The following is a 19431-nucleotide window of genomic DNA, read 5'->3' on the forward strand; positions in this document are numbered from 1 at the left end:
CCGCCGCCTCGCGGCCGGGTACCTGCCCGACCTGCACGTGACCGACCGAGGAGCACCGATGGACCACTCCCTGCACGACGGGCGCCCGACCGGCGCCCCCCTGACGCGACTGGCCGTGTCCGCCACCCTGCACTGCCTCACCGGTTGCGCGATCGGCGAGGTCCTCGGCATGGTCGTCGGGACCGCGTTGGGCTGGTCGGACGTGCAGACGATCGTGCTCGCCGTCGCGCTGGCGTTCGCGTTCGGCTACGCGTTCACCATCGGGCCGGTGATGCGCTCCGGGCTGGCGCTGCGAGCGGCGATCCCCGTCGCGCTCGCCGCCGACACCGTCTCCATCACCGTCATGGAGGTCGTCGACAACGCGGTCATGCTGCTGGTGCCCGGCGCGATGGACGCCGGCCTGGACAGCCCGCTGTTCTGGGGCGCGCTGGCCTTCGCACTCGCCGTTGCCTTCGTCGTGACCGTGCCGGTCAACCGCTGGCTGATCGGCCGCGGGAAGGGACACGCCGTCGTGCACCGGTACCACGGCGGCGGGCACGGGTCGGCCGAGCAGCAGCCGACCGGCGAGCAGGTACACGGGCACGACCGCCACTGATCCTGCCGGACCACGGCGTCCGCAGGCGGCGTGCGCCCGGGCGCGGTCGCCGCACGTTCGGCGGCCCAACGGGGAGGTCGAGGTGCCGCAGCCCCCCGGCTCCCGGCCGTGGAGCCGACGAGCTGCACCGAGGTGACGGTCGCGTGACATCCCCGAGGGTGCCCGCGTCCGGCGGTCCGGACGGGGCAGCAGAGGACGGCACCCACCCGCCACCGGTCCCGACCCTCGTGAGGAGTCGTCATGCCGGCGCCTGCTGCGCCCCAGCCCGCACACCGCCTTCCCGACCCGAACTCCCGCGGTCACCGCTACGGGACGAACCCCCGGCGCCGGACCGGCACTGCCCGGTGGCGGTCCCCGGACGAGCCCGCGCTGGATCCCGCGACCGACCGGACGAGGCACTCGAACCGTGTCCGCGGATGGGTCCTCGCCGCCGGCGCCGTGCTCGCCGTCGCCGGGTGCGGAGGCATCGACGACGAGGCGCCGCTCGAGGATCCGGGACCGGAGGTGGAGGGGGGCGCCATCGGGCCCGACCTCCGGATCGGCGAGGACCTGACCCTCGCCCAGGTGCAGCTCGAGTACCCGCTGGACGGCGTGTACGAGGAGGGCGAGGACGCCCGCTTGTTCTTCGCGATCACCAACACCGGCATCGAGCCGGCCTCGCTCGTCGAGATCAGCGGACCGGACGTCGGCGGTGTCCGCGTCGAGAGTGGGGACGGGACCGGCCTCCCGCTCCGCGTCGACCCGAACGACAACCTCTACGCCGGCGCGGAGGGGGCACCGGACGTGACCCTGCTCGACCTCGGCCGGTCCCTCCGCTCGTCACAGTCCATCCCCGTCACCTTCACCTTCGCCGAGGCCGGCGAGGTCACCATCGAGGTCCCGGTGTCCGCCGAGGAGCAGGACCCCACTCCGCCCTACGACTTCCCCGGCGAGGAGTCCGACCAGGACCCCACCGAGGACGGCGCGGCAGCGACCACGGCCACGTCCGCCGAGGCGTCCTGACCGACGCCGCCGGAGCTCGACGCCGAACTGCCGCGCCGTGTGGTGCCGCCAACCGTGCCTGCGCCGGTCAGGTGACCGTCCACAACGCCCAGGAGGAGGCTCCGATGTCCGAGTCCCCGTCCGACCGCATCGTGCACATCGACAACCGCCTGCGCGCCCTCCACTCAGTCGTGGAGGACGCCCGGACGGAACTGGACGAGGTCCGACGGCGCCAGGCCGAGCTCGCCGACATGGAGGCGGCGCTGCTCGCGACGATCGACGCCCGGTGCCGCCGCCTGGACGACCTGCTCGACGAGCGGCTACGAGCAGGCGCTGATGTCCGGGAAGGTGACCGGACCGGCTCCGGTGCTGCGCGGACACCGGTCCAGGGTGTCCGACGGACACCGCTGCCGCGCTGCGCAGGCACTCGGCCAGGAGTGGTGGACAGGAGCGGCGTCGACCTGCGGGACTCCGGGGACGACCGGCACGACTGACCTCTGGGAGCGCCCGGCCCCGCCCACGGCGCCGCCCGGTTGAGGGACCGTCAAGCAGCCGGCTGGGCGAACCGGGGCCGCAGCAGCACCATCGGGATGACCAGCGTCGCGTTGGCAGCGAACATGAGGGGCAGTCCACGGGCTTCCGCGTAGCCGCCGAGCAGAGGGAGTCCGACCACCGCACCGAGGGCCAGGGCGCACAGCGCGGCGCTGAAACCGGTCGCGGGTCGTTCCGGGAAGACCTCGCCGGACCAGATCACCAGCAGTGCGGAGAGGACCATGAAGCTCGAGCCGAAGAGCACCGCGGAGGTTGCCATCAGCGGCCAGGACGGCGGTAGGACCAGCAGCGCGGAGGCCAGGCCGAGAGCGATCGAGGTGGTGACGAGCGTTCGGCGCAGTCCGCCGGTGGCCACCAGGTAGCCGGTGGCGGTGCCCACGATCCCGCTGCCGCCGACGAGCACCCAGAACACCGGTGCCGCGACATCCGGTAGGTCCGCTGCACTCGCGATGCGGTCGACGGCGTAGGTCCAGTACACGGTGCTGGTGAGACCGAACCCAGCGCTGCCGAGGAGGAGGGGGGCGCTGCCGACGCACCACAGCCAGCGCCACGGCGCTGTGCCCGCCGATGGGTCCGTGCGTTGCGGGTCGGGTCCGCCGGGCAGCAGCAGCACGTTCCAGACCGCCGATCCCAGGGCGAGGACGGCGAAGCCGGCCCACGCCAGGCGCCAGGCGGAACCCTCGTCGGTCAGCCAGGCCGCCGGGGCGGAGACGAGCACGCCGAACGTCGTCCCGGACGTGATCACCGAGAGCGTGCGGTGTCGCCGGTCCCGCGGCACCCGCCGGGCGACGGCGTCGGAGAAGGGCGCCCAGCACCACCCCGGGCTCGTCGCGGCGACGCAGACCCCGATCGCGAGCACCACCGTGTTCGGCGCCGCGGCGACCAGGGCCGTCCCCAGGGTCGCCGCCGACGTGCCGATCAGGACGGGCAGGCGCGGCCCTGTCCGGGCGACCACCGCTCCGGTGGCCAGCAACGCCAGCAGGTAGCCGGCATACCCGCCGGCGGCGAGCAGTCCCGCAGCGTGCGTGGACAGGCCGAAGGTCTCTCGGAACTGCGGCAGGAAGAGTCCGTACCCGTACCGGGCGAAGGCGAAGGACACCGCGATCGCCGTGAGACCGGCCGCCGCCAGATGACCGGGAGATGCCGCGATCCGCACGCCCGGATGTCCCCGCACCACCGGTGACAGCCTCCTTGGCCGGTGCACGGGCCGCCGCGTCGCCCGGCGGACCCGGTCACTCCCACGATCAGACACGTCGGCGATCGCGGGCTGCCCACGAGTGGCAGTGGGACAGCCGATGGGACCGGAGCACCCTCGCCAGGTGTCCCCGCCGTGGCCATCGCCGGTGGGCGCGCAGGAGCGGGACGGCGACCACGGGGACCCGCCCCGTCGCGTGGTCGGTCACCACCTCCTGGCCGAGGACGGAGGGGCCGGCAGCACCCGCCCGCCGGAGGCGAGGTGACCGGCCCCTCAACGGGCGTGGCCTCCGCGTCAGCCGAGCGAGGCGGTCATGGTGACGGCGTCCTCGGTGACCGTCTCACAGGCGAGGGTCAGCGGCCCGGCCGAGACGCTCTCGCCCTGACCACACGTGAGCTCCTGCTCCCCGACCCGGAAGGTCGCCTGCCCGTTCTCGACACCGCCGAGCACCACGGGAACCCCGAGGATCTGGGCCGACGCGCCGTCCCCGGACAAGCTCACCGAGCACGAGCTCCCCGAGCACTGCACGTCGGCGTCGGTCCCTTCGGTCTCCCCGGCGGTCTCCTCCGGCCCGTCGGCGCCGGCGGTGTCCTCCGGCCCGGCCGTCTCGGTGCTCCCGCCCGTTCCCCCCGCGGGCGCGCTCTCCGTCGCGGTGGCGTCAGGCGTCGGGGCGGCGTCCTCGGATCCCGACGAGTCCCCGCAGGCGGCCATCGGCACCAGCAGCAGGGCACCGGCGAGCAGCCCCGAGGAGAGCCGCCTGCGTCGCGTCGTCCTGGTCTCCATGCTCCGACGGTAGGAGCGGGGACCGCGGTGCCCCGCCCGGACGGCGGAAGCGTCATGGCTCTGTAACGCACGACCCCGAGCGCCACGTCCGGTTCACGACCCGAGGCGGACGGCGGCGCCGGAGGTGCGGACGGCCAGCCCCGCCGGTCCCACCTCCACCGCCTCGACGACCTGCGCCAACGGCAACGGGTCCAGGGGGATGCGCACGGTGAACCGCTGGGTGACGAGGAGCTCCGACAGCCCCTCCAGCGGCTCGGCGGCCTCCAGCCGGACCGGCCGCAGGACCAGCGCGGCGCCCTCGGCCCCCACGTCGACCAGCGCGGACACGGCGCGGTCCTCGCCGAGCACGTCGACCGTCCCGCCGGCCCGCAGTCGACCGTCCTCCGCGGCCTCGACATCGAGGCGTCGCCCGGTGAAGCCCAGGTAGCGGGCCAGGTCGTCGTGGGTCAGGAAGGCCGCCTCGGACGCCCGCGCCACGTGGACCCGGGCGGTGTTGCCGTCCAGGAGGTCGTGGAAGGAGAGGTACACGCCCTCGAGGTCGGCCGTGTAGTCCTCCACGCGCAGCGGCCCGGACGACAGCGCGCCGACGCCGATCTCGACGTGGTCGTAGCGCCCGCGCAGCGCCTGGAGCAGGACCGGGCCGCCCTGCACGCGCACGGTCGGCCGCTCGAGGACACCGGTCTGCTCCTGCACCGCGCGTGCCAGCACCGACTCAGCTCCCCAGCGGGCCAGCCCGTCGGCGGCCCACAGCACCAGGCAGGTGCCCAGCACGACGGTGAGCGCCAGCCCGGCGGTCCGCCGGCGACCTCCCGTCCCCGAGGGCGCCGGGCGCGGACTGGTGGCGCCGGCCCGGCGCGGGCCGCCGGTCACTCCGCCCGCCCGCGGGACCCGACCGGTGCCGGGGGCTCGTCGGTGCGCCGGCGCGCGGCCTCCTCCTCCAGCAGCCCGGCCTGCGCCTGCGCGTCGGTCCGGGCAGCCGTGGTGCGGATGCGCCGGCCGGGCCACCCCGCGGTGCGGCCGAGCAGTGTCAGCACCGCGGGGGTGAGCACCGGCCGGATGAGGAAGGTGTCGACGAGCAGGCCCACCGCCATCGTGAACGCCACCTGGCGGAAGGTGCTCAGCGGGATGATCGCGACCATGGCGAACGTCGCGGCGAGGATCATCCCCGCGGCGCTGATCGCCCGTGCCGTGGCCGGCATGGCGACCACGATCGCCTGGGCGAGTGGGCGGCGTGCCGCCTGGTCCCAGATGGCCCCGACGGCGAACACGTTGTAGTCCGAGCCCAGCGCCAGCAGCAGCACGGCCGTGGCGAAGGGGACGTAGAAGGTGAGCCCGGGCTGGCCGAGCAGGACCTGGAAGACCAGGACCGTGAGGCCGAGCGCAGCGGCGACCCCCAGCACGCTCAGGGCCAGCAGCGCGACCGGCGCGACCAGGGAGCGGAGGAACAGCGCCAGGACCAGCAGCTCCACGGCCAGGACGGCGACCGCCGTGCGCTCCAGGTTCTCGCGGGTGACGGCCGCCAGCTCGGCGGCGATGGCGGTCTGACCGGTGATCCCCACGGTGACGCCCTCGACCCCGGCCTCGGCGAGCAGGGAGTCCACCCGGTCCTGCAGCCGTTGCAGGTCGGCGATGGCGGTGGCGGACAGGGGGTCGCTGTCGAGGACCACCACGAAGCGCGCGGCGGCGCCGTCCTGCGAGAACACGACGCCGTACTCGGCGGGCAGCGGGTTCTGCGCCGGGCCGAGCACTTCGGCGACGCCCGGCAGGGCAGCCAACCCCGCCTGGAACCGGCCGAGAGCCTCGCGCTGCCCGGCCACCCCCTCGCCCTCCACGATCACCTCCGTCGGCGCCACGACGCCGCGGACCCCCGCCTCGTCGAGGACCCCGGCTCCGCGCGCCACCGGGTCGTCGTCGGGCAGCCCGCTGGTGAAGGAGACCCCCAGGCGCAGGTCGGAGAGGGGTGTCGCGGCGGGGACGAGCACGGCCAGCCCCAGGACGAGCGCGACCAGCGCACCCCTTCGACCGGCGACCTGCCGGGCCAGCCACCGCGTCCCCCGGCCGCCGCTGTGCTCGAGCGCCCGGCCACCGGCGACCCGCGAGGGCGCGAACAGCCCGGCGCCGAGAACGGCCAGCACGGCCGGGACGAGGGTCAGGGACACCAGCAGCCCCACCACCACCGTGAGCGACAGCGCCGGGCCGAAGGCCCGGAACAGGTCGAAGTCGGCGGCCAGCAGGGCGATCGTGCCGGCCGCCACGGTCACGCCGGCGACCGCCACGATCGGGCCCTCGGTGAGGACGACGCGTCGGGCCGCCTCGTGCCGGTGCAGGCCCCGGTCGAGGTGCCGGCGGAAGCCGGAGAAGAACAGCACGCAGTAGTCGGTGACCACCCCGATGAGCAGCGCCGCGGTCAGGGGCCGCAGCTGGTCGGGCAGCGCGAAGCCGAACGCCCCGGCCGCGGCGGCCAGCACGCGCACCGCGACGACGTACGCCAGGCCGGCGACGAGCAGGACGACCACCGGCGCGACGACGGAGCGGAACGTCAGCCCGACGACGACGGCGATGAGGACGAGGGTCGCCACCTCGAACACGTGCAGCCGGGCCTCGAGGTACTCCGCCTGCGCCACCCGGGCCGGGGTGAAGCCGGTGACGGAGGTCTGCACCGACGCCTGGTTGTGGAAGTGGCTCGCGTACTGACGCGCCAGGGCGGTGGCCTCCGACAGCGACGTCCCTCGGGTCACGTACAGGTAGGTCACCGCGGTGCCGGGTGTCGACGTCGGGATCGGCACCGCCGCGACGATCTGCTCGCCGCTCGGGGACACGCCCCCCTGGAGGGAGGCCTGCGTGTGCGCCAGCGCCCAGAGGGCGACGTCGGCGCGGGTGAGCGGGTCGAGCCCGGCCGGGTCGTGGACCACGACGGAGGTCTCGGAGAGGACCGGCACGCGGAACAGCTCGAGGCTGCGCTCCTGGACGGCGACCGCCTCACTGTCCGGGGGCAGCAGCGCTCCGACGTCGTCGCCGCCGGCGCCGCTCCCCGAGGACGGCAGCACGACCGCCGCCACGGCGACGGCGACCCAGCCCGAGACCACGATCCACCGCCCGGCCACCACGGTCGCCCGGAGGGCGCGTGCCACCGCGCGGACCGCCCGCCGGGCCCACCGGAGGACCGGCGGCACCTGCCGTGGGGACACTCCCGCCTCCCGCCTCGTCATGAACCGGGCGCGTACCGCTGTTCCGGCCGGGTACGACCGTCGTCCCCGGGACCGTCTGGTGGAGGGATCCCCATGGCCCAGACCCCGTCCGAGGGCCGGCGGGCCGAGCGACCGGGCCGAGCCTGGTCGGGATGGCTGGCCGCCGGGACCTTCGTCGTCGGGCTCCTCGTCGGCGCGCTCCTGGTGGGCCTGCTCGGGCAGGACCCACCCGCGGCCCCGGCAGCGCAGCCGGACCGGCCGACGACGGCCGGACCGGCGACTCCGCCGGCGGAGACGACCGGCGGGGTGGACGAGACCCGGGTGAACGCAGCGTGCCTCCGGGCGATCAACGCCGCGCAGGACATCGCCGCGACCGTCGACGAACTCGGCGCAGCCGCCGCGGCCCTCGACGCCGCCCGGCTCGACGAGGTCATCCGGAGGCTGCAGCCGCTGCAGCAGCGACTGCGAGAGGACAGCGCTGACTGCGAGGTCAGCGAGCCGGCCTCCTCCTCTCCCCCGCCCGCGACGGCCACCCCGACCCCTACGGACTGACCGCCGGGGGCAGGGCGGCGTCGGGACTACGCCGCCCGGTCGACGCCGCCATGCCCGGTCCGGTCGCCGCGTGCGGCCCCGTAGCCGGTGCGGACCAGGCGCAGGTGGCTCCGCCGGGCGTTCGCCGGGGCGTCGTCGTCCGGGACGCCGACCCGGCTCACCCCCACGGCGCCCGTGCCGAGGATCCCGGCGAGGGCGACGAGCGTCAGCCAGAAGAGGCCGGTGACGAGCGTGCCCACCAGCGCGGCGCCGAGGAACAGCGCGAGGAGTGCGAGGACGGTTGCGACCATGCTGGGCTCCGGGAGATCGACGGCCGCCGGCCACGGGCGGGTCTGGCTCGTCGGCCGGTCGCGGTCGTGCTCGAGTCGGACCGTCCGCCCGGGTCCGGTGTCCTGCCGGAGTTCCCCGGTGCCGGCGACGTCGTCCCCGGCGGACACCGCCGGGCCCGGGTCCCTCCGGCCGGACCGCCGGTTCCCTGCGGACACCTCCGACGATGCCCGCCCGGTGTTGCGGTCGACACGCCACCCCCTTGCGATCCCGTGACATCCGAGGGGACCGGTGCCGGCACGACGCGCCACCGCTCGCCGCGTCGGGCCGGTCACCGGTGTTCCCGACGGCTTCATGACACGGGCGAGACACCTCTGTGACGACTCGGTCCGGCACGCGGCAGCGCCTCCCGGAGCGCCCGAGAGTGGGGGGACAGGGCGGACCTGTACCACCACGAGCGGAGAAGACCATGATCGGCACCGAGAGCATCGACCGCGTCACCGGCCGGGACGTGTACGACCCGAGCGGCGAGAGGATCGGCGCGGCGTCCGAGGTCTACCTCGACAACGACACCGACCAGCCGGAGTGGCTGACCGTCCGCACCGGTCTGTTCGGCACCCGGGAGTCCTTCGTCCCGATCCGTGACGCCGCCCTGACCGGCGACGGGATCCGCGTGTCGGTGAGCAAGAGCACCGTGAAGGACGCCCCCCGGATCGACGCCAAGGGCTATCTGTCCCGCCAGGAGGAACTGGATCTCTACCGCTACTACGGGATGGACCTCGGCGAGGCCGCCGGGCCGGCGCCCACGAGCGGGGTCGCCGGGGACGAAGCGCTCACCGACGAGGCGCTCACCGACGACGCGATCACCCGCTCCGAGGAACGCCTGGTCACGGGCACCCGGGCGGAGGAGGTCGGCCGGGTGCGGCTGCGCAAGTACGTCGTCACCGAGAACGTCACCGAGACGGGGCCCGTCTCCCACGAGGAGGTCCGGGTCCGACGGGAGCCGGTCACCGACGCCGACGCCCCCGACGGGCACGCCTTCGTCGAGGAGGAGCGGGAGGTCACCCTCCACGCCGAGCGGCCGGTCGTGGCGAAGGAGGCCGTGCCGGTCGAGCGGGTCAGCCTCGACACGGAGACCGTCACGGAGGAGGAGCAGGTCAGCGCGGACCTGCGCAGGGAGGAGATCGAGGTCGAGGGCCCCGCCACCACGGACGGGCGCCTCTGACCCCCGCCGCCGGCCGCCGCGCGGCCCCGCCCCCGGCGCCCGGCGCCGGGGGTCGGTTCTCAGCGGGAGGCCAGGTGGAGCCGGACCAGGGGATGTCGACCTCGCGGCCGGGCCCGGCCGCCGTGATGACCTCGGTGAGCGGGCGCAGGGCAGCACGGTGTTCACGCGCGTAGCGGCGCAGGAGCGTCACCCTCCGCTCGGCTCACCAGCTCGGATCGGGCCGGCCGGTCACGCATCGTCCCGAGCTGACCCGGACGGCCGCGTTCACCACCCGATCCGATCGGCGGTCGGTGCCGGCGCCGCACGACGGTCCGACGACCGTGCGAGGCGGGTCGCCCGCGTCACGCCGAGCTCCCCTCCGACTCGTCACCGCGTCCGTCGCCCCACGACCTCCGGCGCGCCACGGAACCGGTCGACCACCGAGCCCGCCGACGTCCTCGGGCCGGGCGGCACCGTGGCATGCGGACGCGGGAGGACGGACCTCGGCCGGCCCGCGGTGACCGGCCGGACCACCCGCCGGCCACAGCCGGTGCAGAAGCGCGCCCCCCGGCGCTCCACGCCGCAGTCCCCACACGTCATCTCGACTCCCTCCTCGACACGGAGGACCAGGCTCGCCCGCCCGCCCGGCTCCGGGCGCCCGCGACCCGGAGGTGGGACGAGTCGTCAAGGAACCGTCATCGACCGGCGGGCCGGCCCCGTCCTCGCCGGTCACCCGGGGAGGTCCTGGCCGCGGCGGCGCCCCGGCTGCAGCTGCAGGACGCGCCACAGCCCCGTCCGGGCGAGCACGTCCCGGGTGCGCCGCCCGGCCCCGCGCAGGACCACCGCGCCGCCCCGCGCCCGGCACACGCGGTGCGTTCCCAGGAGCGTGGCCAGCAGCGGGCTGTCCAGGTGCGGCACCCGGGCCAGGTCGACGACCACGGTGCGTGCGCCGCCCAGCAGCGCGTCGTACAGCAGCCAGCGGACGTCGGCCAGGCCGTCGGCCACCAGCGCCGGCGTGAGTACGACGACGACCTCGTCGCCGTCGTACGCAACAGACGGGAACGGCCCGGTGGGCGCGGCTGCGGTCATGACACCGAGCCTGTCCAGCCGTGATTGCGACGGCCCGGTCGAGACCTTTGCGATCCCGTGACGAACCCGGGTCCCGCACCGGGGCGGGCCGGAGGCCGGTGGCACAGTGAGCCGGTGCCGCCCTCGCTGCTCGTCGTCGAGGACGACGACGCCATCCGCACCGCGCTGCGGTGGGCACTGGAGGACGAGGGCTACGCCGTCGCCGAGGCGGTCAGCGGGGAGGACGCCGTCGGGCAGGTGCGCGTCGCCGTCCCCGACCTGATGGTCGTCGACCTGATGCTGGGCCGGATGGACGGGTTCGCCGTCGTCCGCGAGGTCCGCCGGCACCACGACCTGCCGATCATCGTGGTCAGCGCCCGCGCCGACACCCACGACGTCGTCGCGGCCCTGGAGGCCGGCGCCGACGACTACGTGACCAAGCCGTTCGAGGTCAAGGAGATCACCGCCCGGCTGCGGGCGCTGCGCCGCCGGGCCCGGGCCGCCGCGCCGCCCCAGCCCCGCCCCGTGGTGCTCGAGCAGGACCCGGCCGCCCCGCTGGTGCTCAACGTCGAGGCCGGCACCGTGCACCGCGGCGCGGCGCTGCTGCCGCTCACGCTCACCGAGTTCCGGCTGCTGTGCGAGCTGGCCTCGGTGCCGGGACGGGTGCTCAGCCGGCAGGACCTGCTCGCCCGCGTGTGGGAGCACGGCTTCTTCGGCGACGAGCGGCTGGTCGACGTCCACATCCGACGGCTGCGCACCAAGGTCGAGCGCGACCCGGGCGCGCCGCGCGTCGTCGTCACCGTCCGGGGGCTGGGCTACCGGCTGGACCCGCGGTGAGGCGCGCGCCGCGGCCCCGGGGCCTGCGGGCGCGCATCGTGCTGGGCTTCGCCGCGGGCACCCTGCTGGTGTCGGCCGTCCTCGTGGTCACCACGTTCCTGCTGGCCCGCGGCTACCTGCTCGACCAGCGCGAGCGGGCGCTGACCCGCCAGGCCTTCGCCGAGGCCGACGTGGTGCGCAGCCGGCTGGCCACGGCCGGCACCGAGGTCGGCACGGTCCTGGCCGAGCTGGAGCCCCGGGGGTCCTCGGCCGTCGTGGTGCGCAGCGGCGACGCCTGGTACTCGACGAGCCTGGAGGTCGGCCGGCGCGACGTGCCGTCGTCGCTGCGCGAGGTGGTCGCCGCCGGCGCGGCGGGCACGGTCCGCACGCCCGGGACGGAGGCCCCGCAGCTGGTGGTCGGCGTCCCGGTGCCCGCCGCGGACCTCGAGTTCTACGAGGTGACCCCGCTGCTCGAGCTGCAGCAGGTGCTGCGCACGCTCGCCGCCGTGCTCGGCGCCGGCGCGGCCGCGGCCACCCTGGCCGGGGCGGCCTTCGGCCTGTGGGCCAGCCGGCGCGCGGTGCAGCCGCTCGAGCAGGTCGCCGGGGCGGCCACGCGGATCGCCGGTGGCGAGCTGGGCACCCGGCTGCCGGCCACCGACGACCCCGACCTGGTCGCCATCGTCGGCAGCTTCAACGCCATGGTCGATGCGCTGGCCGCCCGCATCGACCGCGACGCCCGCTTCGTCGGAGACGTCAGCCACGAACTGCGCAGCCCGCTGACCACCCTGGTCACCAGCGTCTCGGTGATGGCCGCGCGGCGCGAGGAGCTCCCCGAGCGGTCGCGGCAGGCGCTGGCCTTGGTGGAGACCGAGCTGCGCCGGTTCCGGCAGACCCTCGACGACCTGCTCGAACTCGCCCGGCTCGACAGCGGGACACCGGACGGGCCGGTCCCGCCGGTGAGCCTGGCCGACCTCACCCGGGAGGTGCTGGTCAGCACCGGCCGGGACCCCGGTCTGCTGGCGACCGACGGCGACCCGGCCGACATGCGGGTCACGGCGGACAAGGGCCGCCTGGAGCGCGCGCTGCGCAACCTGCTCGACAACGCCGACCGGCACGGCGGCGGCACCCGGCGGGTCGAGGTGGCCGCACGCGGCCACGTCGTGCTGCTGTCGGTCGACGACGCCGGCCCGGGCGTGCCGACTGCCGACCGCGAGCGGGTGTTCGAGCGCTTCGCCCGCGGCTCGGCGTCGGCACGGGGGTCGCGGCCCGGCGCGGGGCTCGGGCTGGCCATCGTGGCGGAGACGGCGGCGCTGGCCGGCGGCACCGCGTGGGTGACCGATGGCCCGTGCGGCGGCGCCCGCTTCACCCTCTCCCTCCCTCGGGACGACGAGTGAGGCGCGCGGCTGCGCCGCCGGTTCTGGCGGCACTGCTGGTCGTCGCCGGGTGCGGCGTGCCCACCGGGCAGGCCCCGGCCACCATCGCCCCCTCCGACGTCCCGTACGGCCTGGCCTCCCCCTCGACCCCGTCCCCGCCGGCACCCACCACCACGCCGCGCACGGACCAGCCGCGCATCCTCCTCGTCGGGCCCGGCGACGTCCTGGTCCCCCGCGGGCGTGAGGTCACCGGTTCCGTCCCCGATCAACTGGCCGCCCTGCTCGCCCAGCTGGCGGACGGCCCCACGGCGGAGGAGCGGCGGCAGGGCCTGTCCACCGCGTTGCCGCCCGGCGTCACCCTGTCCGCGGCCGAGGTCGAGGACGAGGACGAGGTCGAGGACGGGACGGTCACCGTCGACCTCGGGGGCACCGCGGAGGCGCCGTCGGGGCGGGAGAGCCGCACAGCGGTGGCCCAGATCGTGCTGACGGCGACGAGCGTGCCGGGCATCGCCGCCGTACGGCTGACCAGCGACGGCGTACCGGTCGAGGCGCCGCTGCCATCAGGCGAGCTGACGTCGACGCCGCTGACCGCGGCGGACTACGCGGGCTTCCTCACCGCGCCGCCGGACTGATCCTCCTCTCGTGAAGACCTCGTGACGACCCACCGTGCAGGCTCGGCGGCGCTGCCCCGGACTGGGAGGGTGAGGTCGAACTCCAGCCGTGCCACCCCCTCGGGAGGACCGCATGACCCCCCGCAGCCCGTCAGGGCACGAGGCCCCCCGCACCGAGGTGGTCGTCCCGCGGGCCGGCGCGATCCAGGTCAGCGGGCACCTCACCACCCAGGGCGCGGATCTCGTGCGCGGCACGGTGGAGACCGTGCGGCGCACCGGCTCGTCCGCCGTGGTGGTGGACCTGGCCGGCGTCCGGACCGCCGACGACGCCGGCCTGGACGCCCTCCACCTCCTCCGGGACAGCCTCTCCACACGGGGCACCCGCCTGCTGCTGCGGAACGAGCCGGGAACCTCCCAGCGCTAGCACCCGCCGCGACCGGCGCTCGATCACCGATCGGTGCGCGGCGTGACGACGTCCTGCTCGTCGTGCCGGCGCGGGCCCGGCGCTGACACCGGCGGCTCCGGCCTGATGTTGGCGTTCCGGTGGAGCAGGTTGCCGGGGTCGTACCGCGCCTTGATGCGGGCCAGGCGCTCGTACTTGGCCGGGCCGTAACTCGCACGTACCCGGTCCTGCTCGTACTCGGTCATGAAGTTGACGTAGCTGCCGGTGTGCGGGGCGAAGGGTCGCAGCGCCGACCAGATCGAGCGGACCCATTCCCGGTCCGCGGCGAGGGCCTGCGGATCGGAGGCGACCGCGTCGATGTTCACCGCGTAGCGGGCCGCGCGGCGCCCGCCGAAGGCGGTGGCGTCGTCATCGACGTCGGTGAAGGCTCCGCCCAGCGGGAAGATCGGCATCAGGCTCAGTGGAGAGCTCCTCCTCGGGAGCAGCGCGGTCACCGCGTCCACCGCCGCATCGGAGAACTCGTCGAGGTAGACGGCCTTGTTGTAGGCGAGCAGGCCGGGCGCCGCCGCGTCGTCGAGCATGCTCTGCAGCACGGTGTAGGGCATGTCGGTGGTGAACGCGAACAGCGGGGGAAGCGCGTCGCGGCCGGCGCCGAGGAGCGCGGCATGGGCCGCCGCGCCGGACAGCCCGACGACGGCGAGCGCGACCCCGGGACGGAAGTGGTGCTCTCCGGGCACGAAGGGCGCGGGCGGGGCGTTCACCACGAACGCCAGTCCACCGGCGTCCCGCGGCAGGGCATTCAGGACGTCCCGCGCTGCGCGCAGCGCCGCGGCGGCGCGTTCGAGTTCCCAGAACAGCATGCCGAAGTGCACCAGCGGGCCGACGGGGTGGAGCTGGAACTGGAACTCGGTGACGACGCCGAAGTTTCCGCCGCCCCCGGTCAGCGCCCAGAACAGGTCCGGGTGCTCGTCGGCCGACGCGCGGACGCACCGCCCGTCGGCGAGCACCACCTGTGCGGAGACCAGGTTGTCCACGGCCAGCCCGCACGCGTGCGTCAGCCAGCCGATGCCGCCGCCGAGGGTCAGCCCGCCCACTCCAGTGTGGCTGACCGTCCCGCCGGTGACGGCCAGGCCGTGCTCCTGGGTGGCCGCGTCCAGTTCCGCCTGCAGCGCTCCTCCGCCGCAGCGGGCTCGCCGCGCGGCGGGGTCGACCGCGACGGAGTTCATCGCCCGCAGGTCGATGGTCAGGCCTGCGTCGGGCACCGCGGCTCCGCCGTAGTGGTGCCCGCCACACCGCACGCCGACCTCGAGCCCCGCCCGCTGCGCGTGGGCCAGGGCAGTGGCCACGTCCGTGGGGCTCGTGCAGCGCGCGATCAGCGCCGGCCGCGCGTCGACGGCACCGTTCCAGACCGCCCGGGCCCAGTCGTAGTCTGGGTCCCCGGGCTCGACGAGCGCACCGGCGAACCCGGCCCGCCGCAGTTCCTGGGTCATCAGTTCCTGGTTCATCTCGGTCCTCCCTCCGACGTCACGGGGAGGATGGGGCTTCCGGCGTTCCACCGGCGTTCCGCCGCCGGGTGCCGGGATCAGGTGCTGACGCTCAGGTCGGCGTGCACACGCCCGGCGAGCGGCGCCCAGAGCCGGGCGGGGCCGTCCATCGCCAGCAGCCGGTCGGCGGCGGCGCGCGCAGCGGCGGTGTCGCCCGCCGCGAGCTGGGCCGCGAGCAGTACCCGTTGGATCATGGCGTGCTGGCCGGGCGCGGCAGCAGCGACCGCTGCGTGGGCCAGTGCGGTGTGGACCGAGTCGAGCCCGGCCCGTCCCTGGCCGTCGAGCACGGCCAGGTAGCCGGTGAAGGCCCGCGTGACGTCGCCGTTGATCCCGTCGGAGCCCATCTCGGCCAGCTCAGCGGTGAGCCGGCGGAGCTCGGCCTCGTCACCGGTCTCCAAGGCGAGCAGGGCGCCGAAGGTGAGGGCGACGAGGCGGCTGAAGGGGTCCGCGACCTCGCGCGACCAGGCGAGCGCGGCGGTGTGCGCTCGGCGGGCGTCGGCGGGCAGGCCGAGGAACCAGTAGGTGCAGGCGAGTCGGCCCAGGCAGACGACCTTCGGGTCCTGCCCGTAGTGCAGGAGGTGCGTCGTGCGGTCCTCCGGCCGGTACCGCCGCACCGCCGACTCCAGGTGGCGGCGTGCCGCGGTGAGGTCCGCCTGCCAGAACGCGGCCACGCCGAGGACGTAGTCGCCCTCGACGACCAGGACGTCGTCCCCGCGTCGCTCGCCCGCGGCGCGCAGCTGCCGCCCGCACCGGGTGGCGGCCGCGAAGTCCGCCCGGGTGAGCGCGTGCAGGGCCAGCGAGCGCACCAACTGGGGCGACAGGTCGACGCCCAGCGAGCGCGCCAGCTCCGTCGCCCGCCGCTGCGTGGTGGTGATCCCGCGCGAGGTGTACCCGACCAGGGGGACCAGGGGCGCGAGCGCCGCCGTGCGCAGCTCCAGCTCGACCCGGTCGCGGTCGGGCGAGGCGGGCAGCGAGCCGACGAGCGCGAGCGCCCGGTCCAGCAGCTGCACCGCCCGGCCGTTCGCGTGGAGCAGCTGGGCCGCCGCGGCGGCCCGCCCGTACCAGGCGACGGCCTCGGCCGTGGCGCCTGCCCGTTCGTGGTGGGCGGCGATCTGCGCGCTCACGGGTTCTGCCGCCGTCCGGTGCAGTTGCTCCAGAGCGGCGGCGATGCGTCCGTGCAGCAGCCGCCGCCGGGCCGGGCCGATCCCGCGGTAGGCGACCTCGCGGATGCGGTCGTGGGCGAAGTCGTAGGTCGGGGCCTGCCCGTCCGTGCCGTGCTGGCGCACGACGCGGCGGCGCCACAACTCGTCGAGGCCGGTCACCAGCGTGTCCTCGTCCACGCCGGAGGCGGCGGCGAGGACGTCGGGGTGGAACTCACGCCCGATGGCCGCCGCGCAGGCGAGCACCGCGCGGGCGGCGTCGCCGAGCTGGGCGAGCCGCGCCTCGATGAGCGCCTGCACCCGCGGGGTCAGCGCGTCGCCCCCGCGCTCTCCGGCGCGGAGCGCCTCGACGACGAACAGGGGGTTGCCCTCGGTCTGCCGGTGCAGTCGGCGGGTGTCCTCGGCGGACGGGCGCGCGCCCGTGAGCCGCTCGGCGAGCGTCGCGGTCTCCTCGGGCGTGAACGGGGCGAGCTCGATCGCGGTGAGCAGGTCCTGGTCGCGCAGCCCGGTGAGCAGGGCGCGGACGTGGGGGGTGACCTCGACGTCCTCGGTCCGTGCCGTGGCGGCGACGACCAGCCGTGCCCGTCGGTGGGACCGGAGCAGGTGGTGCAGGAGCCGGCACGTCTCCCGGTCGGCGTGCGGCAGGTCGTCGACGACGAGCAGCACCGGCCGCCCGGGACCGAGCACGGCCGCCGCGACGGCGTCGAACAGCCGGGACCGCTGCTCGGTCTCCGGCAGCGGCGGCGGCTCCACCAGGTCGGGGACCTCGTCGAGCAGTTCGGGCAGCAGCCGCGACAGCTCGGTCAACCGCGCCTCCTCGAGCGCGCGCAGCGACGCCCGCAGAGCCGGGCGGCGCAGCCAGTCCACGACGGGGCCGTAGGCCAGCGGTCCCTCGGCGAGGTAGCAGCGGGCGTCGGCGACGGCGGCACCGCGGCGTGCGCACCACGCCCGGTACTCCTCGACCAGGCGGGTCTTGCCGATCCCGGCCTCGCCGGTGACCAGGACGAAGCGTGCGGCTCCGGCCTCGGCCGCCCGCCACACCTCTGCCAGGTGCGCGCGCTCGGCCGTGCGGCCGACCAGCGGAGGCCCCGCCATGCGGACCGTGGTCGCGGCGGGGTACTCGGCCGCGACGAGCTCCTGGTAGGCCCGCCGCGTCTCCGCCGACGGCTCGACCGACAGCTCGCTCTCCAGCGCGGTCACGCACTGGTGGTACGCGCGCAGCGCGCTCGTCCGGTCACCGCCGCTGCTGTGCACCCGCATCAGCAGGCGGTAGCCGTCCTCGGCGAGCGGGTCGTCGCGGACCATGCGCTCGGCGAGCGCAACCGCCGCAGTTGCGTCGCCGCCGGCCTCGGTGAGCGCAGCCAGCTCGCCCAGCGCCTGCCGGTACCGGCGGCGCAGCCGCTCCCGGTCCTCGCGCAGCCACTCGTCGTCGCAGCCGTCGACGAGCTCTCCGCGGTACAGCGCGACCGCCTCGCGCAGCGCGGTGACCTTGGCCGGCGGGGCGTCGCAGCTGCCGTCGAGCAGCCGCTCGAACGCGGTGACGTCCAGCCACAGCGGCTCCTCGGCGCGCCAGCACAGCGTCCGTGCGGTGGTCTCGAGGTACCGGTCGACGGCCGGGAGGTCGCGACGCAGGGAGTGCACCAGGTGGCGCAGGTTGGTGCGGGCCTGTCCCTCCTCGGAGTCCGGCCAGAGCACGGCGGCCAGGCGCTCCCGGGACACCGGCACGCCCCGGCGCAGCACGAGGCAGGCGAGCAACGACTCGGCGCGACCTGACCGCAGCGTGCCGCTGCTCACCTCGTCGAGCTGCACCTGCACGCGCCCGAACAACCGGATGCACGCCGTCGGCGCCACGGCGCCCAGTGTCCCGCGCCGGGGCGGCGCCTGGAGGGTGAGGAGACCTCCGCCATGAGCCCCGCGCCGCCAGGTGGGCGCGGCCCCGGTGGCCCGGTCGTCAGCCGGTGGCCACGACCCGGAACGTGCCCGGCCGGCCCTCCTCGCAGAGCTGCATCAGCTCGTCGAGGTGGCGCCGGGCGTCGGGCCGGACGCGCATCGCCCGGACGTCGTCGAGCGTCCGCCACGGCCCGAAGGAGTAGAACTGCCGCGGCTCGTCGAGGCCCTGCAGCAGGGTTCCCTGGGCGGGCGGACGGGGCAGGCTCCGGAAGAAGCGGCTGAGCCGCTCCCACGCCTCCACGAACGCGTCCTGCCTGCCGTCGGCCACCCGCCAAGCACCCAGCGTGTAGACCTCTTCGGATCCGTCCTCCCCCCTCTCCGCCCGGGGCGTCGGGGCCGGTCCGGCCTCGGGTGGCGGGACGGCCGGGTCGTGCAGGAAGGCGAGGACCTCGGTCGCGAACAGGTCCGGCGCGGTCAGCATCGCGACGTGTCCCTGGCCCGCCACGGTGACCACGCGGGAGCCCCGCAGCGCCGCGGCCACCGTCGCCGCCGACTCCACCTCGGCAGCGGGGCTGTCCGAGCCGACCAGCAGCAGGGTGGGCACGTCCAGATCGGCGAACCGCTCCGGCCGGAGGCGGTAGCCGTCGTGGGCCCGCACCTCGCGGACGACGGTGTGCGCGGCGGCCACCCGGTGCGGCCAGGACGGCAGCGCCCGCATGCGGGCGAGCTGGTCGGCGGGCACCCCGGCGGCCACGGTGAGCAGCCGGACGACGACCTCCTCGCGCCGGCCCGCAGCCAGCAGCGCCGCCAGCTCGTCGGCGAACCCGGGCGAGGTGGGCACTCCCGCGCCCGGCTCGTAGAGCACCGCCCGGCGGATCCGGGAGGTCTGCACCAGCGCCTCGAGCACGCACAGGCCGCCGTACGAGTGGCCGAGCACGTCGACCGGGCCGCCCGTGGCGTCGGCGACCGCCTCGACGACGGCGGCCACGTCGGCGCCCTCGTCCTCGATCCGGTAGGAGGCGCCGTCCCCGCTGCCCCCGCGGCCCCGCCGGTCCATCGCGTACACGGTGACGTGCGGGTCGAGCAGGGGCAGCACGGTCTCCCACCGGGTGTGGTCGGCGGTCGCGCCGTGCACCAGGACCAGCGCCGGCCCCTCCCCCGTGCGCCAGCAGGCGATGCGGGTGCCGTCCCGGGACGTGATCGTCAGTCGGGTCTCGGTCTGGACGTCCATGGTGATCCCCTCCCGCCG

At 75.8% G+C, this 19431-nt stretch carries 18 protein-coding genes; 9 read left to right on the forward strand and 9 right to left on the reverse strand.

All coding sequences use genetic code 11. The features are described 5' to 3' along the window. The first annotated feature begins 58 nt into the window (after positions 1 to 58). The 3 genes from ACI8AR_RS09790 (at position 59) to ACI8AR_RS09800 (ending at position 2070) form a co-directional block, all read left to right on the forward strand. Positions 59 to 595, forward strand: coding sequence for a DUF4396 domain-containing protein (locus tag ACI8AR_RS09790; protein WP_457050843.1), 537 nt, complete (start codon positions 59 to 61; stop codon positions 593 to 595). Between the two features lie 504 nt (positions 596 to 1099). Beyond that, on the forward strand, positions 1100 to 1597 hold the full coding sequence (locus tag ACI8AR_RS09795) for a hypothetical protein (RefSeq protein WP_457050844.1): 498 nt from the start codon (positions 1100 to 1102) through the stop codon (positions 1595 to 1597). A 104-nt stretch (positions 1598 to 1701) separates the two neighbouring features. Beyond that, on the forward strand, positions 1702 to 2070 hold the full coding sequence (locus ACI8AR_RS09800) for a hypothetical protein (RefSeq protein WP_457050845.1): 369 nt from the start codon (positions 1702 to 1704) through the stop codon (positions 2068 to 2070). Between the two features lie 50 nt (positions 2071 to 2120). Here ACI8AR_RS09800 and ACI8AR_RS09805 read toward each other — a convergent pair whose 3' ends face one another. From ACI8AR_RS09805 to ACI8AR_RS09820, 4 genes are all read right to left on the reverse strand, one after another. Then, entirely contained in the window at positions 2121 to 3227 is a 1107-nt protein-coding gene (locus tag ACI8AR_RS09805) for an MFS transporter (protein ID WP_457050846.1), read from the reverse strand. A gap of 390 nt (positions 3228 to 3617) precedes the next feature. Continuing rightward, positions 3618 to 4106 carry a hypothetical protein gene (locus ACI8AR_RS09810; protein WP_457050847.1) on the reverse strand — a complete coding sequence of 163 codons (489 nt, stop codon included), beginning with the start codon at positions 4104 to 4106 and terminating at the stop codon, positions 3618 to 3620. Positions 4107 to 4199: 93 nt separating this feature from the next. Then, the gene (locus ACI8AR_RS09815) at positions 4200 to 4976 is read right to left on the reverse strand and encodes an LmeA family phospholipid-binding protein (RefSeq protein ID WP_457050848.1); all 777 of its coding nucleotides are present in this window, start codon (positions 4974 to 4976) and stop codon (positions 4200 to 4202) included. Beyond that, positions 4973 to 7237, reverse strand: coding sequence for an MMPL family transporter (locus ACI8AR_RS09820; RefSeq protein WP_457050849.1), 2265 nt, complete (start codon positions 7235 to 7237; stop codon positions 4973 to 4975). Before ACI8AR_RS09820 ends, ACI8AR_RS09815 begins: the two co-directional genes overlap by 4 nt. A gap of 150 nt (positions 7238 to 7387) precedes the next feature. On the opposite strand from ACI8AR_RS09820, the gene ACI8AR_RS09825 reads away from it, so the two are divergent. Further along, positions 7388 to 7846 carry a hypothetical protein gene (locus ACI8AR_RS09825; RefSeq protein WP_457050850.1) on the forward strand — a complete coding sequence of 153 codons (459 nt, stop codon included), beginning with the start codon at positions 7388 to 7390 and terminating at the stop codon, positions 7844 to 7846. A gap of 26 nt (positions 7847 to 7872) precedes the next feature. Here ACI8AR_RS09825 and ACI8AR_RS09830 read toward each other — a convergent pair whose 3' ends face one another. After that, on the reverse strand, positions 7873 to 8136 hold the full coding sequence (locus ACI8AR_RS09830; RefSeq protein WP_457050851.1) for a hypothetical protein: 264 nt from the start codon (positions 8134 to 8136) through the stop codon (positions 7873 to 7875). Between the two features lie 446 nt (positions 8137 to 8582). On the opposite strand from ACI8AR_RS09830, the gene ACI8AR_RS09835 reads away from it, so the two are divergent. After that, positions 8583 to 9338 carry a DUF2382 domain-containing protein gene (locus ACI8AR_RS09835; protein ID WP_457050852.1) on the forward strand — a complete coding sequence of 252 codons (756 nt, stop codon included), beginning with the start codon at positions 8583 to 8585 and terminating at the stop codon, positions 9336 to 9338. Between the two features lie 708 nt (positions 9339 to 10046). Here ACI8AR_RS09835 and ACI8AR_RS09840 read toward each other — a convergent pair. Further along, positions 10047 to 10406, reverse strand: coding sequence for an STAS domain-containing protein (locus tag ACI8AR_RS09840; RefSeq protein ID WP_457050853.1), 360 nt, complete (start codon positions 10404 to 10406; stop codon positions 10047 to 10049). Between the two features lie 114 nt (positions 10407 to 10520). Here ACI8AR_RS09840 and ACI8AR_RS09845 point away from each other — a divergent pair, with 114 nt between their 5' ends. From ACI8AR_RS09845 to ACI8AR_RS09860, 4 genes are all read left to right on the forward strand, one after another. Then, positions 10521 to 11222, forward strand: a complete 702-nt coding sequence (locus ACI8AR_RS09845) for a response regulator (RefSeq protein ID WP_457050854.1) — start codon at positions 10521 to 10523, stop codon at positions 11220 to 11222. Further along, the gene (locus tag ACI8AR_RS09850) at positions 11219 to 12595 is read left to right on the forward strand and encodes an ATP-binding protein (protein WP_457050855.1); all 1377 of its coding nucleotides are present in this window, start codon (positions 11219 to 11221) and stop codon (positions 12593 to 12595) included. The genes ACI8AR_RS09845 and ACI8AR_RS09850 overlap by 4 nt, the downstream gene beginning before the upstream one ends. Next, entirely contained in the window at positions 12592 to 13206 is a 615-nt protein-coding gene (locus tag ACI8AR_RS09855) for a GerMN domain-containing protein (RefSeq protein WP_457050856.1), read from the forward strand. The genes ACI8AR_RS09850 and ACI8AR_RS09855 overlap by 4 nt, the downstream gene beginning before the upstream one ends. 112 nt (positions 13207 to 13318) lie before the next feature. Beyond that, a complete protein-coding gene (locus tag ACI8AR_RS09860; protein ID WP_457050857.1) occupies positions 13319 to 13609 on the forward strand; it encodes an STAS domain-containing protein in 291 nt (96 codons plus the stop codon). 23 nt (positions 13610 to 13632) lie between these two features. Here the strand turns inward: ACI8AR_RS09860 and ACI8AR_RS09865 are convergent, their stop codons facing one another. From ACI8AR_RS09865 to ACI8AR_RS09875, 3 genes are all read right to left on the reverse strand, one after another. Continuing rightward, positions 13633 to 15093, reverse strand: coding sequence for an FAD-binding oxidoreductase (locus ACI8AR_RS09865; protein ID WP_457050858.1), 1461 nt, complete (start codon positions 15091 to 15093; stop codon positions 13633 to 13635). Between the two features lie 77 nt (positions 15094 to 15170). After that, the gene (locus tag ACI8AR_RS09870; protein WP_457050859.1) at positions 15171 to 18143 is read right to left on the reverse strand and encodes an ATP-binding protein; all 2973 of its coding nucleotides are present in this window, start codon (positions 18141 to 18143) and stop codon (positions 15171 to 15173) included. A 100-nt stretch (positions 18144 to 18243) separates the two neighbouring features. Further along, positions 18244 to 19413, reverse strand: coding sequence for an alpha/beta fold hydrolase (locus ACI8AR_RS09875; RefSeq protein WP_457050860.1), 1170 nt, complete (start codon positions 19411 to 19413; stop codon positions 18244 to 18246). Between the last annotated feature and the right edge of the window lie 18 nt (positions 19414 to 19431).

This window comes from Geodermatophilus sp. SYSU D01036 (genome assembly GCF_054050435.1).